The following is a 14,499-nucleotide window of genomic DNA, read 5'->3' on the forward strand; positions in this document are numbered from 1 at the left end:
GATCAAAGTCAGCTCTCGGTGAGAGCCTGGTACGCCGAGGCGTCCAGAAGCTGCTCGATAACCGCCGGATCGTCCGGTGCGATCTCGACCAGCCAACCGGCGGCGTACGGCTCCGCGTTGATCAACTCGGGCTCGTCGGCGAGCGACGCATTCTTGGCGACCACCGTGCCGGAGATCGGCGCGTAGATCTCCGAGACGCTCTTGGTCGACTCGATCTCGCCGAGCGAGTCGCCGGCCGCGACCGCCGTGCCCTCCTCGGGCAGCTGCACGAAGACGATGTCGCCGAGCGCGTCCTGCGCGAAGTGGGTGATGCCCACACGCACGGGCCCGCTGCCGTCACCGGACACCCACTCGTGTTCCGCCGTGTACCGCAGGTCCTCAGGAATCACGCAATCTCTCCCGTTCGTCTCACCCGGGCCGCCGTCATGAGGCCGGCCGGGCGTACTGCAAAGTCGTGGCCTTACGCACCGCGGTCACTTCGACCGAGGTGTGCTGTTCCAATGTCACGCTACCGCCGCCGCTGTTCACCGACGCGACCACCCCGCCGGGGATCTGCAGAGCGGTCTGCATCGTCTGCGGCTGCCCGATCACCGACAGGGTGTACGGGGCGGTGAGCTTCATGCCGTCCGCGATGATCCCACCACCCTCGGCGTCCACGAAGTAGCTGGACGCGACGATCCGGGTGGTCTGACCGTTGGCCCCGGCCAGCTGCAACACCTCGCCACCGGCCCCGCGCAGCTCCTGCACCGCGTTGAGGATCGCCGACGCCTTGACCCGGGCCAGCGTGATCACCAGGCCCGGCCCGCGCCCCGGCAGCGTGCCCGCGAGCAGCCCCAGCTCATCGGCGCGCTTCTCCGCCTCGGCGAGCGCCGCCTGCCGGCCCGCGACACCCGAGCTCAGCTGCCGCTGACTCTGCTCGAGCGCGCCGATCTGACTCTGCAGCCGGCTGTCGCTGGAGTCGAGGTCGGACAGGATCCGAACCAGGTCCTCCTGCCGCGTCGTCGCCAGCCCCTGATCACCATCGTTGCTGCGTAGCTGCACCACGAGCGTGAAACCGAACAGAGCCAGCAGAAGCGCGATCAGGGTGCCGGCCGAGGTGATCCGGCGCTTCGGCGCCGCTTTGGCTTGCGCTTGCTCCGCCGGTACGTCGTGAGCACCCGCCCCCGGCGTCACCGAATCGGGTGACACCGATATAGCCCGGGCCGGCCCATCGGGGTCGGGCACCACCGTCACCGGAGAGCCGGAACGATTCCCGGCCTCGACCGGTGTGCCCAGCCGAGCCGTGACCTCCTCACCGTCCGGATCCGCCGACGGGGCGGGCTCCGCGTCTCGCGGGCGGCCCGCCGCACCGGCCAGGCCGCCGACGGCCGGTGAGCCGGACGGCGGGGTCGGCGTGGCTTCGGTGCGGTCGGCCAGACCGGCCAGGCGGGTGGTCGGCTCGTCGTCGCCGAGATCGCCCACACCGGTGGGCCGCTCCAGACGCGCGGTAGGCCCCTCCCCCACGGCGTCCGCCGGAGCGAGCGGTCGGTTCAGGGGCCTCGTCGCACCCTCGCCGACGACCGCCTCGGGCGGCCGGGCGGCGGGTTCGGTTGCCTCGTCCGGTCGCGGGCTGCTTTGCGCGCGAGAATCCCCGGGTTCGGCGGAGGTGCGGTCGGTCACGGCTTTCGGCGTACCTTCCGAAGGCTTTTCGGCATGCGGAGGCCGACGTCCGGCCGTAGGCCCTTCGGGGTTTTCCGCATGGGGCGGGCGACGGCCGGCGGTCGGGAGATCTGGCGTCTCGTCGCTCATCGTCATGCCCGGAAGAGGTGGCGGCGGATGGCCGCGACGTTGCCGAAGATGCGCACGCCGAGGACCACGACGACGCCGGTGGAGAGCTGACCGCCGACGCCCAGTTGGTCGCCGAGGTAGACGATCAGGGCGGCGACCAGGACGTTCGAGATGAACGAGATGACGAACTGCTTGTCGTCGAAGATCCCGTCCAGTTTGGCGCGCACGCCGCCGAACACCGCGTCCAGCGCCGCCACCACGGCGATCGGCAGGTAGGGCTGCAGCGCCGCGGGCACCGTGGGGTGGAACAGGATGCCCAGGGCGATGCCGGCCACCAGGGCGAGTACGGCGATCATCGGCCGCCTTCCGACGCGGAGGGGACGGCCGACGCCGAGCCCGAAGGGGAGGTGGAGCCCGAGGGAGCGGGCGGTGGGGTGGACGGCTCGGCCACCCGCAGCTTGAGTTCGGTGGCCGCGGCGAGCGTGACGTCCTTGGCCTCGTGCGTGCCGAACGACATGCCGTACTTCGCGGCGAGCTGCTTGAAGAAGCGGCCCGCGTAACCCTTCTCGAAGTCCTTGGCGAGGTCGTCGGGACCGATCGCGATCACCTCGTACGGCGTGGTGATCGGCCGGAAGTCGACCAGGATCGCCTCGCCCGCCTGCCGGATCGTCGAGGTCGCGGTGAGCCGCTGGCCGTTGACGGTGATCGCCTCGGCGCCCAGCGACCACAGCGCGTTCGTCGCCAGCTGCAGGTCGGTGTCCTTGACCCGGGCCGCGGTGTTGCGCTCGCCGGTCACCGCGTTGATCGGCGTGGGGCCGTCGGCCAGGGTGATCTTCGCGCCGGAGCCCTTGACCGCAGCCAGCCCGGTGGCCGCCTCGAGGTCGCGCAACCGGGCCACGGTGGCCCCGCCGAGCTCACGTTCGCGCAGCTCGTTGACCTCGTTGCTGAGCTGGTCGGCCCGGTCCTGGAGCTGAACCGTCTCGTCCCGGCGCTTCTGCACCTGGTCGATCAGGGTGGCCCGGGCCTTGGTGCGGGCCGGCTCGTCGGCGACCGTCTGCTGGTAGGCCACGACCAGCAGCAGGCCCAGCGCGACCAGCGTGATCGTGGAGATGCCGGTGGTCAGCCACTTGCGGGCACCGGTCGGCTCACCCTCGACGGCCTTGCGGGCGGCGGCGTCGGCGTAACCGGGGTCGAGCGGATTGCGGAACAGCTCGGTCAGGAAGTCGGGGGCGTAGACGCGCTTGGCAGGCGTCTCCTCGTCCGTCATCCCACGGCCACCCGGTCGGCCCGCAGGATCTGGCGGATCTGCATCAGGTAGAGGACGCAGGCCGCCCAGTAGAGGCCGAGCGCCCACCAGGCCAGGCCCCAGCCGACCGGCCAGGCCCACTCCGACGTCGCGTCGACCGCATGCGCCAGCAGCAGGATCGGGAACGCGCCGAGCAGCACGAACGTGCCGGTCTTGCCGACGTAGTGCACCGGCAGCGCCCCGCTGTGCCCGTGCCGGCGCAGCACCAGCAGCGCGATGCCCATGACCACCTCGCGCAGCAGCAGCGCGCCGGTCAGCCACCACGGGACGACTCCACGAATGGTGAAACCGATCAGGGTGGCCAGGATGTAGAGCCGGTCGGCGAACGGGTCGAGCAGCTCGCCGAGGCGACTCACCGAGTTCATCCGGCGGGCGACGAAGCCGTCGACCCAGTCGGTGGTGCCGCCGACGGCCAGCACGATCAGCGCGGCCACGTCGTGGTGCGGGCCGAGCAGCAGGTAGAGGAAGAGCGGCACGCCGAGCAGCCGAATGAAGCTGATCACGTTGGGGATCGTCCAGATCCGGTTGGAGGCGGCGATGGACGGCGCAGGCTGCTGCGACATCGCGACTTTCCCTTCCCCCTCCGCGAGCGGTCCCCGACCGGCCACTCGCCGAGCCACTATAACCAGCCCTGACCTTGCAGCCCGGCACCAGTCGCATGCCGCACAGCGTGTCCGCCGTCCTAGGAACCTAGTTCATCGGCGTCCTCGCCGTGCACGCACGTAGTCGTCCACCACGTATCGGCCCAACTCCTCGGCGTCCGGGCTGAACACCCGGCCGCCGTTGCGCTCGGCCACTTTCGCCACGAACGCCTGCAATCCCGGGTCCTCGCCCAGCATGAAGAAGTTGAGCGTGGCGCCGAACCTGGTCAGGTGGTCGACCTCGTGCACGGTGGCACGGATCGTCTCCGGCGTCGGCGGCCACCAGAAGTAGGACTCGCCGTCCTCCAGATGAGCGGTCGGCTCGCCGTCGGTCACGATCATCACGACCGGCTCGGAACCGGGGTGGTGGCGCAGATGCCGGCCGGCGATGTTGAGCGCGTGCTGGAGGTTGGTGCCCTTCTCCATGTTCGGGTCGATCGCGGCCAGCTGGCCCTGAGACAGCACCGAGGCGTACTTGCCGAACCCGATGATCTGCAGCGAATCCTGCGGGAACTGGGTCTCGACCAGGTGCGACAGCGCCAGGGCGGTCTGTTTCATCGGGCCCCAGCGGCCGTCCGCGAACATCGAGTAGGACAGGTCGACGCAGAGCGCGACCACCGCCGAGGCGCGCCGCTCGGTCTCGGCCACCTCGAAGTCGTCGGGCTGCAGCCGGATCGGCACGGTGGCGGTGCCGGCGCTGCGGCGGACCGCGTTGCCGATCGTCCGCACCACGTCGAGCGGCTGCTCGTCGCCGTACTCCCAGCGGCGGGAGGAGCCGATCAGGTCGCCGGCCGCGCCGGCGTCGCGCAGGTCGTGCTGGCCCTGCCGCTTGCCGGACAGCTCGTCGAAGACCTGCGCGAGGGCGGTGCGCCCGAGCCGCCGCAGCGCCTTGGGTGAGAGCGTGAGCCCCTCGGTGTCGCGGCTGAGCCACCCCTGGCGGGACAGCTCCCGTTCGAGGTCGCGCAGCCGGCGCACGTCGTCGGCCGCGCCCCGCCCGAGCTGTCGCTCGACCATCTCGACGTCGATGTCATCGAGGGTGGCGCCTGGGTGCTGCTGCCCGAGCTGGTCGAGCAACTCGTCGAGGTCGCCGATCTCGCCGAGGGCCGACGCCGCGTCGCCGTAACCGAGGTCGTTGGGCCCGCGCATCCGCTCGCCCTTGCCCCAGTTGAGCTGGGGCCGCAGCGCCTGCAGGTTGTCGGTGAGCTCGCCGAGCTGCCCACGCAGTGGGCCGTCACCGAGGGCCTGCTCCATCAGCCGGGACAGCTCCTCCTGCTGCTGCGGGCTGAGCGACCGCATCAGCCGCTCGGCCGCCGCGGCCCGCCGGGCGAGGGAGTCGATCAGCTCCTCGATGTTCGCCGGGTTCTCCGGGAAGAACTGGCCGTGCTTGTCCATGAACTGCTGGAAGGCGTCGTTGGTGTCCTCGCCCCGGGCGTGTCGCTGGAGCAGGTCGTTGAGGTCCTGCACCATCTCCGAGACGCCGTCGAAGTTGCCATTTTCCAGCGCCTGCTTCATGCCCGCGAACCGCTGCTCGACAACTTCGCGGCGCAGCCCGTCGAGGATCTGCTGGTAGAGGCCGCGCGCCTCGTCCGATGTCCAGTTGTATTCGGACAATTCCTCGACGGCCCGCGATGTCGACCGGGGCAGGTTGTCGAGAACGGACTCGGCGAACCGGGCGTCGTCGCTCTCCGAGGCGCGCAACGCGTCCCGCTCCGCCGCCAGCGCCTGGTCGAGCAGCTGCTGCGCCCGGGTCACCGCCCCGTCGAGATTGCCCCGGCGCAGCGCCTCCCGACGCATCCGCCGAGCCCGATCGCGCAGCTCATCGAGCCCGCGCCCCTGCCGAGGGCCTTGCCGCAGCAGATCGCGGAGCACGTCACGGAGGCTGTCGCCGGCGAGCACCCGCTCCCCCACCTCGTCGACGGCCGCGCGCACGTCGTAGGGCGGCGCGAGCGGATCGGGCCCGTCGCGCCACTCCCCATAACGGAATCTGTTGCCCGCCACGTCTATTCAGCTCCCGTAGAGAGTGCGACCGTCGTCGGTGAGCTCCTTGGCGAGCCGCCGGGTCAGGTGCAGCCCTTCCAGCACGAACTCGATGCCGGCCGCGGCCTGCCCCGGTGACGGCGCGTCGCCGAGCCCGAGCCGGTCGAGCACCTTGGCCAGGCCCGGCACCGTCCCGATCTGCCCGAGCAGCTCCTCCGCCGAAACCAGATCACCGGTCTCGATGATCGCCCCCTCGGCGACCAGGCCGGTGAAGCCGGACAGGTCGAGCCCGCCGAGCCGGTCACGGAACGTCTCCGCCGTCGCGACCCGCAGCAGGTGAGCGAGGACCTCGGTCTCCCGCCCCTCCTCACCGCTCTCGAACTCGACCTTGCCGCGCAGGGTCGAGGTCACCGACGTGGTGTCGCAGATCCGGGCGACCGCTTCCCGCTCGTTGCGCAGCCCCGCCCGGCGCAGCGCCGAGGCGGCCACGGTCTCGGCCGCGGCGATGGCGAACCGGGCCGAGATGCCCGACCGCGCGTCGACCGAGGGCGACTCGCGCACCGCCCGGGTGTATCGGGCCAGCACGTCGAGCAGGTGCTCGGGGACGGCCGCGACCAGGGCGGCCTCCTGCCGGATCAGCTCGGTCTCGAGCGCCAGGTCGACCGGGTAGTGGGTGCGGATCTCGGCGCCGAACCGGTCTTTCAGCGGGGTGATGATGCGGCCGCGGTTGGTGTAATCCTCCGGGTTGGCCGACGCGACCAGCAGCAGGTCGAGCGGCAGCCGCAACTGGTAGCCGCGGACCTGGATGTCGCGCTCCTCGAGCACGTTGAGCAGCGACACCTGGATGCGCTCGGCCAGGTCGGGAAGCTCGTTGACCGCGAAGATGCCCCGGTTGGTGCGCGGCACGAGACCGAAGTGGATCGTCTCCGGATCGCCGAGGGCCCGCCCCTCGGCCACCTTGATCGGGTCGACGTCGCCGATCAGGTCGCCCACGCTCGTGTCGGGCGTGGCCAGCTTCTCCCCATACCGCTCCGAGCGGTGCAGCCACGACACCGGAAGCAGATCACCGGTCTCGGCGGCCAGTCGCCGCGAGGCCGGGGTGATCGGTGCATAAGGGTGTTCGTGCAGCTCGGAGCCGGTGATGAACGGGGTCCACTCGTCGAGCAGCCCGATCAGCCCGCGGATGAGCCGGGTCTTGCCCTGCCCCCGCTCACCGAGCAGAACCATGTCGTGCCCCGCGAGGAGCGCCCGCTCCACCTCGGGAAGAACGGTGTCGTCATAACCCACGATGCCGGGAAACCGCGGCGCCCCCGCGCGCAGCCGCTCCAGCAGATTTGCCCGGAGTTCCTCTTTGACCGTGCGGAACTCATGCCCCGACGCCCGCAACTCCCCCGCGGTGCGAGGCAGGTCAGCAGGCGGCACGTTAGCTGCGTCTGTCACCGCACGAACGCTACTCCGCAGGTGTGACAGGAAAATGAGATCAACGCGGCACCGATTCCGGGAATAACCGACCAATCAAAAGATCTTGCCGAAGGTACGCGGTGGGCCGCCCCCAACCGCACGGTCGCGCCCCCGCCTGCTCAGCGCAGGCCGCCCGTGCCGCACGCCCGTGCCGCTTCGCGAACTACCAGCAGAAGACCGGCCGGGAGCTCCCGGTGATCCGCCTGACCCCGGCATAGCCGCGGCATGTGACGAACGGCGCTCGCCGATGGCAGGAAACCGACTGGCCCCGGCCGCCGGTCACCGGGCAGGCTGACGGGATGGCGGACATCCAGCGATTTGCGGCATTCACCGACGACCCCAAGGGTGGCAACCCGGCGGGCGTGGTGCTCGACGCGGGCGGCCTCAGCGACGAGCAGATGCTGGCCATCGCGGCCGAGGTCGGCTATTCGGAGACCGCTTTCCGGATCACGGCCGAGGGCGACCGGCACCGCGTGCGGTACTTCTCGCCGCTGGCCGAGGTGCCGTTCTGCGGCCACGCCACGGTGGCGACCGCGGTGGCGCTCGGGCCCGGCGAGCACGTCTTCCAGACCAACGCCGGCGACGTGCCGGTGCGGGTGGACGACGCCGGCCGGGCCACCCTGACCAGCGTCGCCGCCAAGGTCGCCGACCTGGGCGAGGCCGACCTCGGCGCACTGCTGTCGGCGCTGCGCTGGAACGACTTCGACCTGGACGAGTCGTTGCCGCCGAAGGTCGCCTACGCCGGCGCGCACCACCCGATCCTGGCCGCGGCCCGGCGCAGTCGCCTGGCCGAGCTGGACTACGACGTACCCGCGCTGAAGTCCTTGATGGAATCTCGCGGCTGGACCACGGTGCAGCTGGTGTTCCGCGCGGCCGACGACACGTTCGACGTGCGCAACCCGTTCCCGGTGGGCGGTGTCTACGAGGACCCGGCCACCGGCGCGGCCGCGGCGGCCTTCGGCGGCTACCTGCGCGAGATGTGGATCGCGCCGGAGGACGCCACACTGCTGCTGCGGCAGGGCGATGACATGGGCCGGCCCAGCCGGATCACGGTCGAGCTGGTGCCCGGCGAGCCCGGCGTCCGGGTGAGCGGCAACGCCGTACCCATCAATCATTCTTGACAGCGAGAGCCATGCCACCGGCCGCGAAGCCGAACCCGATGATCACCGTCAGCAGGACCGTGCGCGTGTTCTCCCGGCGCACGTCGAGCCAGGCGCTCTCCGGCTCGCCCGGCAGGTAACGCACGGTCGCCGGCTCACCGATCCGCATCGTCGGCACCGACGCCGACACCGAACTGGTGAGCTGCCGGATCACGCCGTCCTCGCCCGGGTAGGACACGACGACGGCCCGGCTCCCCGGCGAGCGCCGTTCGTAACCGGTCACGGTTCCGGCAACCGCCCGCCCGTCCCGCCGCAAACGACGGACAAGCAGCATTTCCCGTACGCCGCGGTAGAGCACGAACGCACCCACGAGCACCAGCACAGCCCCCAGCACCATGCCCGCCATCCTGGATCCCCGTCCGCGCCCCGTCGATAGAGCGACCGGGTGACTGGCGAACGTGTAACCCATTGGTTACGCTTCCCGGCGTGAACGAGGTGGCGGCCGCGATCGCCGATCCGGTGCGGCGGGAGATCCTGCTGATGCTGCGCGACCGGGCGCTCTCGGCCGGGCAGATCGCCGACCGGTTCGCGATCAGCCGCCCGGCCGTCAGCCGGCACCTGCGCGTGCTGCGCGAGGCCGGCCTGGTCAGCGACGTGGCCGACGGCCGCCGGCGGGTCTATGCGCTGGTCACCGCGCCGCTCGACGAGCTGACCGGCTGGCTCGACCGGCTGACCCGACCGTCCGGCTGGCAGCACCACCTCGACGCGCTGGAGACCGAGGTCTACCGCACCCGCCGCGAGCGCACATCCGCACCACCTCTGGAGGAGACCGCATGAGCCCGATCCCGACCGGCCGGCTGTTCGGCACCGACCTCGTGCTGACCCGCACGTTCCGCGCCCCCATCGACGACGTCTGGGCCAGCCTGACCGAAACCGACCGCACCGCCCGCTGGTTCGGCCCGTGGCAGGGCGACGCCGGGGCGGGCTCGGCGATCAAGGTCCAGATGGTGCACGAGGAGGGCCGGCCGTGGATGGACATGACCATCGACGCGTGCGAGCCGCCCCGCCGGCTGGCCATCTCGGCCGGCGAACCGGACAGCCGCTGGCTGCTGGAGATGGAGCTGACCGAGACCGCGGGCGTGACCGAGCTGCGCTTCACCCAGCACCTGACCGGCACCGAGGGCGTCGGCGAGGTCGGCCCCGGCTGGGAGTACTACCTGGACGGGCTGGTCGCCGCCCGCGACGACCAGCCGATGCCGGACTTCAACGACTACTACCCGTCGATGAAGGGCCACTTCGAGTCGCAGCGTTAAAGCGCCTGGCCGAGGTCGGCAAGCAGGTCGTCCGGGTGCTCGATGCCGACCGCGATGCGGATCATGCCGGTCCCGATGCCGGCCGCCGCCAGCTCGTCCTCGTCGAGTTGGCGGTGCGACGTGCTCGCCGGGTGCATGAGCACGGTCCCGGTTCCGCCGAGGGACGGGGCGAGGCTGATCAGGCCGATCTTCGTGGAGAACGCGACCGCGGCGTCGTACCCGCCGGCCAGGTCGAAGCAGAAGGTGGCCCCGAAGCCGGACAGAAAACGCGAGGCCACGGCGTGGCTGGGGTGGTCGGCGAGCCCCGTCCACCGCACCGCGGCGACGGCCGGATGGTCGTTCAGGAAGCCGGCCACGACCGCCGCGTTCTCCTCGTGGCGGCGCATCCGCAGCGGCAGCGTCTGCATGCCCCGCAGGGTCAGCCAGGCCGCGAACGGATCGGCGGCGGCCCCGAACTCGACCGCGTGCTCCCACATCTCCCGGTACCGGTCCTCGTCGGCGAAGACGGCCAGTCCGCCGGTGACGTCGCTGTGCCCACCCAGGTATTTCGTGGCCGAGTGCACGACGATGTCGGCGCCCTGCTCAATCGGCCGCCCGAGCAGCGGCGTGGCGAACGTGTTGTCCACGACGGTCAGGACGCCGGCCGCCCGGGCGATCGGGGCGAGCGCCGGCAGGTCGCTGACGTGCCCGGTCGGGTTCGAGATCGTCTCCAGGTACAACACCCGGGTGGTGGGCCGGATCGCCGCCCGCAACTCCTCGGCGTCATGCCCGGAGATGTAGGTGACGCCGATGCCGTACCGCACGGAGAGGTCCTGCAGCGTCGCGTAGGTGCCGCCGTAGAGCGAGCGCTGGGCGACGACATGATCCCCGGAGCGCAGCAGCCCGTGCAGCAGCAGGTTGATCGCCCCCATGCCCGACGAGGTGGCCAGCGCGGCCGCGCCGTTCTCGAGCGCGGCGACGGTCTCCTCCAGCGCCCGCACGGTCGGATTGGTCATCCGGCTGTAGACGAACGCCCCGTCCGGCCGCGTCATGCTGTCGGCCAGCACCGCCGGATCATCGAAGGCGAACGACGACGTCTGATAGAGCGGCACGGCCATCGGCCTGCTGCCGGCCGCCGCCGGAACCGGAGCAACGACATGGACCACGCGAGTCTCAGGATGCATACCCCCATGCTCGCCACCACCGCGACCCGGATCCAGAGCCATTCGCGGCCCGGTGGCTTGCGATCGCCGCGGCGCCGCCGAATAGGATTCGGGCTGATATGAGTGCCACATTGATCGGCCGGGAACTTGCTGCGGGACACGGCGACCGCGTTCTCTTCTCCGGGCTCGACCTGGTTGTCGCACCGGGGGACGTGATCGGGCTCGTCGGGGTCAACGGGGCGGGCAAGACCACGCTCCTGCGGACGCTGGCCGGGCTCGTACCCCTGGAGAGCGGAACCGTCTCGCTCAGCCCGCCCACCGCCAACGTCGGTTATCTGCCGCAGGAGCGGGAGCGGCGAGCGGGCGAGACCGTGCGCGACTTCCTCGCCCGGCGCACCGCGGTCGGGCCGGCGCAGGAGGCCATGGACACCGCGGCCGAGCGGCTCTCCGAGGGGGCGCCGGGGGCGGACGACGAGTACGCCGTCGCGCTGGAGCGGTGGCTCGACCTCGGCGGGGCGGACCTCGACGAGCGGGCCGGGCAGGTCGCCGCGGATCTCGGGCTGAGCGTCTCGCTCGACCATCCGATGACCGCGCTCTCCGGCGGTCAGGCGGCCCGGGCCGGCATGGCGTCGTTGCTGCTCAGCCGCTATGACGTGTTTCTGCTGGACGAGCCGACCAACGACCTCGACCTCGACGGGCTGGGCCGGCTCGAGGAGTTCGTGCGGGGGCTGCGGGCCGGGACCGTGGTGGTCAGTCACGATCGTGAGTTCCTCACCCGTACGGTCACCAAGGTCCTTGAATTGGATCTTGTGCAGCAGCAGGTCAATCTCTACGGCGGCGGCTATGCCGCCTACCTGGAAGAGCGCGAGCGCGGGCGGCGGCATGCGCGGGAGCAGTTCGAGCAGTACGCGGACAAGAAGGACGACCTGCTCGAACGGGCCCGGATGCAGCGCGCCTGGATGGAGAAGGGGGTCCGCAACGCGCGCCGCAAGGCCCCGGACAACGACAAGATCGGCAAGAACCTCCGCGGGGAGAGCAGCGAGAAGCAGGCCGCCAAGGCCCGCCAGACCGAGAAGATGATCGAACGCCTCGATGTCGTCGAGGAACCGCGCAAGGAGTGGGAACTGCGGATGTCGATCGCCGCGGCGCCCCGGGCCGGCGCCGTCGTGGCGACGCTGCGCGATGCGGTGGTACGCCGTGGAAACTTCACGCTGGGGCCGGTCACCCTGCAGATCGACTGGGCCGACCGGGTCGCGATCACCGGCGCGAACGGGTCGGGCAAGTCGACGCTGCTGGCGGCCATGCTGGGCCGGCTGCCGCTGGACGAGGGATCGGCGAGCCTCGGGCCGGGCGTCGTGGTCGGCGAGATCGACCAGGCGCGCGGGCTGTTCCTCGGCGAGCAGTCGCTGATGACCGCGTTCGGCGCCGAGGTGCCGGACTGGCCGGACGCCGAGGTGCGCACCCTGCTCGCCAAGTTCGGCCTCCGGTCGGCGCACGTGCCCCGGCCGGCCGCCTCACTGTCACCGGGCGAGCGGACCCGGGCCGCGCTGGCGCTGCTGCAGGCCCGCGGGGTCAACCTGCTCGTGCTGGACGAGCCGACCAACCACCTGGACCTGACCGCGATCGAGCAGCTCGAGTCGGCGCTGGCCGGCTACACCGGCACGCTGCTGCTGGTCACGCACGACCGGCGCATGCTCGACGCGGTCGAGACCGACCGGCATCTGGAGGTCGCGGACGGCAAGGTCACCGGCTGATGCACGTCGACCACGACCCGGCCCGGGATGCGTTCCTTGCTGAGTTGGACGCGTTCGCGGCCACCGCCGGAACGCTGGGTGAGCGGCAGTTGCTCGCGGCCAGCCGGTGTCTCGGCTGGACGTCCGGCAATGTCATCGTTCATGTGCACCTCGGACTCCAGGAGATGCTGCTGGGCCTGGTCAGCCGCACCGACGAGGAGCCCGACTCGGACGCGGCGCGATACTGGCAGGGGCCGGCGCCAGGTGAGGGCGACTGGCTGGACGGCACTCGTTTCGTCCAGCTGCTGAGCGCGTCCTACCACCGCCCGAGCGGCGCGGTGCGGCACCTCCTGCCTACCGTCGAGGGTGTTCGCGCGGCCACGGCGGCGCTGGAGCCGGGCGCGGTCCAGTTCCAAGGTCAGGTGCTGTCGACCGGCGACTTCCTGGCGACCTGGGCGGTCGAGCTGGCCGTTCACCATCTCGATCTGGACACCGACGGCGCGGCGCCGGCTCCGGCCGCCGGCCGGCTGGCCCGCGAGACCGTCGAAGCCCTGGTGGGCGGCGCCTTTCCGGCGGCCTGGCCGGATGCCACGGTGGCGCTGCTCGGCACCGGGCGGGTTCGGCCGACGGCCGCGCAGATCGAGGCCGCCCCGCTGGCCGCGGAGCTTCCGGTCCTCGGCTGACGCCACATCGCCTCTTTGGCGGTTCTTTGGCGCGGGCTGGTGCTCTGGTTTCCGGGGCAGCGGTCGCCCCCAGGAGCGGACGAGGTGTGCGATGCGGGTTCTGGTGTGCGTCGGTGTGGTGGCAGCGCTCGCGCTGACCGGGTGCAAGGCGTCCGGCAGCGATACCGCCGCTCCGCCCGCGGCGACGAAAGCGGCGACAAAGGCCGCGGAAACACAGGCCGGCCCGCCGATCTCGGCGGAGGCACTGTGTGCGCACCTGAAGAAGGAGGCGCCGCGGATCAAGGCGGTCGGCTCCGAGGTGGGCGCGATGGCGCAGCTGACCATGAGCATTGCCGACCTCTATGGCGACCATCTGGATCAGCTCGACGGCGACGTGATCGACGAGCAGGCCGTCAAGACCTGTCCGGAGACCCGGGCGGAGCTGGTGAAGGCGGCCGGCATCACGAGCTTCGCGGAGCTCTGAACTGGCGGGGCGACTCGCCGGTGACCCGCTTGAACGCCGTACTCAAGGCGCTTTCCGAGCCGTAGCCGACAGCTCGGGCGATGGTGGACAGCGTGCCGTCGCCGCGGCGTAGCCGGGCGGCGGCCAGTTCGATGCGCCAGCCGGTCAGGTAGTCGAGGGGGCCCTGCCCGACCGCCTGCCGGAAGCGGGCCGCCAGCGTCGAGCGGGACACGGTGGACACCGCGGCCAGGTCGGCGACCGTCCAGGCGCGGGCCGGGTCGGCGTGCATGGCTCGCAGGGCGGGAGCCACGACCGGGTCAGCCAGGCCGCCCAGCCAGCCCTGGCCGGGCGGCGCCGAGGCCAGGTGCAGGCGCAGGATGTGGATCAGCATCACCAGGGCCAGGTGCTCGGCGACCAGGCCGGACGCGATCGGGTGGTCGCGCAGCTCGGTGTCGATCTGGTCGAGGGCCCAGCGCAGGGTGGCGGCCGCGGGGGTGCCGCCGGGCACGTGCAGCACCGGCGGCAGCGCGTCGAGGAGCAGTTCGCGGGCCCGGGCGCCGAAGTCGAACCGGCCGCCGAGCAGGAACACGTCGTCGCCGGCGCCGGTGCGGGCGATCCCGTCGGGGCCGGCCGCAGCGAAGACGGGGGCGGCCGGCGACGGCACCACCGCCGGGGAGCTGGCCAGCACGAACCGCGTCGATCGGGTGAGCAGGAAGCAGTCCCCCGCCGCCAGCGGATAGGTGATGCCGTCGACGATCAGCAGGCAGCTGCCGCGGCGCAGGGCGTTGAACTTCACGGCCGGCGGCGGGTCGAAGTCGAGTGCCCAGTCACCGCCGGCGACCAACCCGGTGGAGAGCCGGCTGGTGGTGCCGACGAGGGCGAGCACGTCTTCGAGCGGATCGGCATGCTGGACGCTCACGCAAGTATCCTGGAC

Annotated in this window: 16 protein-coding genes; 6 read left to right on the forward strand and 10 right to left on the reverse strand. The window is 71.5% G+C overall.

Features of this window, described 5'->3' with window-relative positions; translation table 11 throughout:
- Positions 1-8 precede the first annotated feature (8 nt).
- The 7 genes from gcvH to AB0E90_RS06685 all read right to left on the reverse strand — a co-directional run bounded on the left by gcvH (position 9) and on the right by AB0E90_RS06685 (position 7,131).
- A complete protein-coding gene (gene gcvH, locus AB0E90_RS06655; protein WP_360400306.1) occupies positions 9-389 on the reverse strand; it encodes a glycine cleavage system protein GcvH in 381 nt (126 codons plus the stop codon).
- A gap of 34 nt (positions 390-423) precedes the next feature.
- Positions 424-1,659, reverse strand: a complete 1,236-nt coding sequence (locus AB0E90_RS06660) for a DUF881 domain-containing protein (protein ID WP_360400309.1) — start codon at positions 1,657-1,659, stop codon at positions 424-426.
- A 131-nt stretch (positions 1,660-1,790) separates the two neighbouring features.
- Positions 1,791-2,123: a small basic family protein gene (locus AB0E90_RS06665; protein ID WP_360400312.1), complete on the reverse strand. Its 333-nt coding sequence runs from the start codon at positions 2,121-2,123 to the stop codon at positions 1,791-1,793.
- Complete coding sequence (locus AB0E90_RS06670; protein ID WP_360400315.1) at positions 2,120-3,034, reverse strand: DUF881 domain-containing protein; 915 nt, start codon at positions 3,032-3,034, stop codon at positions 2,120-2,122. Before AB0E90_RS06670 ends, AB0E90_RS06665 begins: the two co-directional genes overlap by 4 nt.
- Complete coding sequence (locus AB0E90_RS06675) at positions 3,031-3,636, reverse strand: CDP-alcohol phosphatidyltransferase family protein (protein WP_360400318.1); 606 nt, start codon at positions 3,634-3,636, stop codon at positions 3,031-3,033. Before AB0E90_RS06675 ends, AB0E90_RS06670 begins: the two co-directional genes overlap by 4 nt.
- A gap of 132 nt (positions 3,637-3,768) precedes the next feature.
- The gene (locus tag AB0E90_RS06680; RefSeq protein ID WP_360400321.1) at positions 3,769-5,712 is read right to left on the reverse strand and encodes a VWA domain-containing protein; all 1,944 of its coding nucleotides are present in this window, start codon (positions 5,710-5,712) and stop codon (positions 3,769-3,771) included.
- 6 nt (positions 5,713-5,718) lie between these two features.
- Positions 5,719-7,131, reverse strand: coding sequence for a sigma 54-interacting transcriptional regulator (locus AB0E90_RS06685; RefSeq protein WP_360400324.1), 1,413 nt, complete (start codon positions 7,129-7,131; stop codon positions 5,719-5,721).
- A 320-nt stretch (positions 7,132-7,451) separates the two neighbouring features.
- Between AB0E90_RS06685 and AB0E90_RS06690 the strand changes: the two genes are divergently transcribed.
- On the forward strand, positions 7,452-8,273 hold the full coding sequence (locus tag AB0E90_RS06690) for a PhzF family phenazine biosynthesis isomerase (RefSeq protein WP_360400327.1): 822 nt from the start codon (positions 7,452-7,454) through the stop codon (positions 8,271-8,273).
- Here AB0E90_RS06690 and AB0E90_RS06695 read toward each other — a convergent pair.
- Positions 8,260-8,649 (reverse strand): DUF3592 domain-containing protein, encoded by a 390-nt coding sequence (locus AB0E90_RS06695; RefSeq protein WP_360400330.1) that lies wholly within the window; start codon positions 8,647-8,649, stop codon positions 8,260-8,262. The genes AB0E90_RS06690 and AB0E90_RS06695 overlap by 14 nt on opposite strands.
- 89 nt (positions 8,650-8,738) lie before the next feature.
- On the opposite strand from AB0E90_RS06695, the gene AB0E90_RS06700 reads away from it, so the two are divergent.
- Complete coding sequence (locus tag AB0E90_RS06700; RefSeq protein ID WP_360400333.1) at positions 8,739-9,089, forward strand: metalloregulator ArsR/SmtB family transcription factor; 351 nt, start codon at positions 8,739-8,741, stop codon at positions 9,087-9,089.
- The gene (locus tag AB0E90_RS06705; protein WP_360400336.1) at positions 9,086-9,565 is read left to right on the forward strand and encodes an SRPBCC family protein; all 480 of its coding nucleotides are present in this window, start codon (positions 9,086-9,088) and stop codon (positions 9,563-9,565) included. The genes AB0E90_RS06700 and AB0E90_RS06705 overlap by 4 nt, the downstream gene beginning before the upstream one ends.
- Here the strand turns inward: AB0E90_RS06705 and AB0E90_RS06710 are convergent.
- Positions 9,562-10,728 (reverse strand): aminotransferase class I/II-fold pyridoxal phosphate-dependent enzyme, encoded by a 1,167-nt coding sequence (locus AB0E90_RS06710; protein WP_360400339.1) that lies wholly within the window; start codon positions 10,726-10,728, stop codon positions 9,562-9,564. The two genes, AB0E90_RS06705 and AB0E90_RS06710, sit on opposite strands and share 4 nt — an antisense overlap.
- 98 nt (positions 10,729-10,826) lie before the next feature.
- Here AB0E90_RS06710 and AB0E90_RS06715 point away from each other — a divergent pair, with 98 nt between their 5' ends.
- From AB0E90_RS06715 to AB0E90_RS06725, 3 genes are all read left to right on the forward strand, one after another.
- On the forward strand, positions 10,827-12,461 hold the full coding sequence (locus tag AB0E90_RS06715; protein ID WP_360400342.1) for an ABC-F family ATP-binding cassette domain-containing protein: 1,635 nt from the start codon (positions 10,827-10,829) through the stop codon (positions 12,459-12,461).
- On the forward strand, positions 12,461-13,123 hold the full coding sequence (locus AB0E90_RS06720; RefSeq protein ID WP_360400345.1) for a maleylpyruvate isomerase N-terminal domain-containing protein: 663 nt from the start codon (positions 12,461-12,463) through the stop codon (positions 13,121-13,123). Before AB0E90_RS06715 ends, AB0E90_RS06720 begins: the two co-directional genes overlap by 1 nt.
- Positions 13,124-13,214: 91 nt before the next feature.
- Positions 13,215-13,586, forward strand: a complete 372-nt coding sequence (locus AB0E90_RS06725; protein ID WP_360400348.1) for a hypothetical protein — start codon at positions 13,215-13,217, stop codon at positions 13,584-13,586.
- Here the strand turns inward: AB0E90_RS06725 and AB0E90_RS06730 are convergent.
- On the reverse strand, positions 13,564-14,484 hold the full coding sequence (locus AB0E90_RS06730) for an AraC family transcriptional regulator (protein WP_360400351.1): 921 nt from the start codon (positions 14,482-14,484) through the stop codon (positions 13,564-13,566). The two genes, AB0E90_RS06725 and AB0E90_RS06730, sit on opposite strands and share 23 nt — an antisense overlap.
- Positions 14,485-14,499 lie beyond the last annotated feature (15 nt).

The organism is Actinoplanes sp. NPDC026619 (genome assembly GCF_040638295.1).
In the GTDB taxonomy this organism is placed as follows: domain Bacteria; phylum Actinomycetota; class Actinomycetes; order Mycobacteriales; family Micromonosporaceae; genus Actinoplanes.

Coding starts and splice junctions, on each gene's coding strand:
- AB0E90_RS06675 (WP_360400318.1), bottom strand. CDS start 3,636: ATGTCGCAGCAGCCTGCGCCGTCCATCGCCGCCTCCAACCGGATCTGG.
- AB0E90_RS06710 (WP_360400339.1), bottom strand. CDS start 10,728: ATGCATCCTGAGACTCGCGTGGTCCATGTCGTTGCTCCGGTTCCGGCG.
- AB0E90_RS06715 (WP_360400342.1), top strand. CDS start 10,827: ATGAGTGCCACATTGATCGGCCGGGAACTTGCTGCGGGACACGGCGAC.
- AB0E90_RS06670 (WP_360400315.1), bottom strand. CDS start 3,034: ATGACGGACGAGGAGACGCCTGCCAAGCGCGTCTACGCCCCCGACTTC.
- AB0E90_RS06690 (WP_360400327.1), top strand. CDS start 7,452: ATGGCGGACATCCAGCGATTTGCGGCATTCACCGACGACCCCAAGGGT.
- AB0E90_RS06725 (WP_360400348.1), top strand. CDS start 13,215: ATGCGGGTTCTGGTGTGCGTCGGTGTGGTGGCAGCGCTCGCGCTGACC.
- AB0E90_RS06720 (WP_360400345.1), top strand. CDS start 12,461: ATGCACGTCGACCACGACCCGGCCCGGGATGCGTTCCTTGCTGAGTTG.
- AB0E90_RS06705 (WP_360400336.1), top strand. CDS start 9,086: ATGAGCCCGATCCCGACCGGCCGGCTGTTCGGCACCGACCTCGTGCTG.
- AB0E90_RS06665 (WP_360400312.1), bottom strand. CDS start 2,123: ATGATCGCCGTACTCGCCCTGGTGGCCGGCATCGCCCTGGGCATCCTG.
- AB0E90_RS06695 (WP_360400330.1), bottom strand. CDS start 8,649: ATGGTGCTGGGGGCTGTGCTGGTGCTCGTGGGTGCGTTCGTGCTCTAC.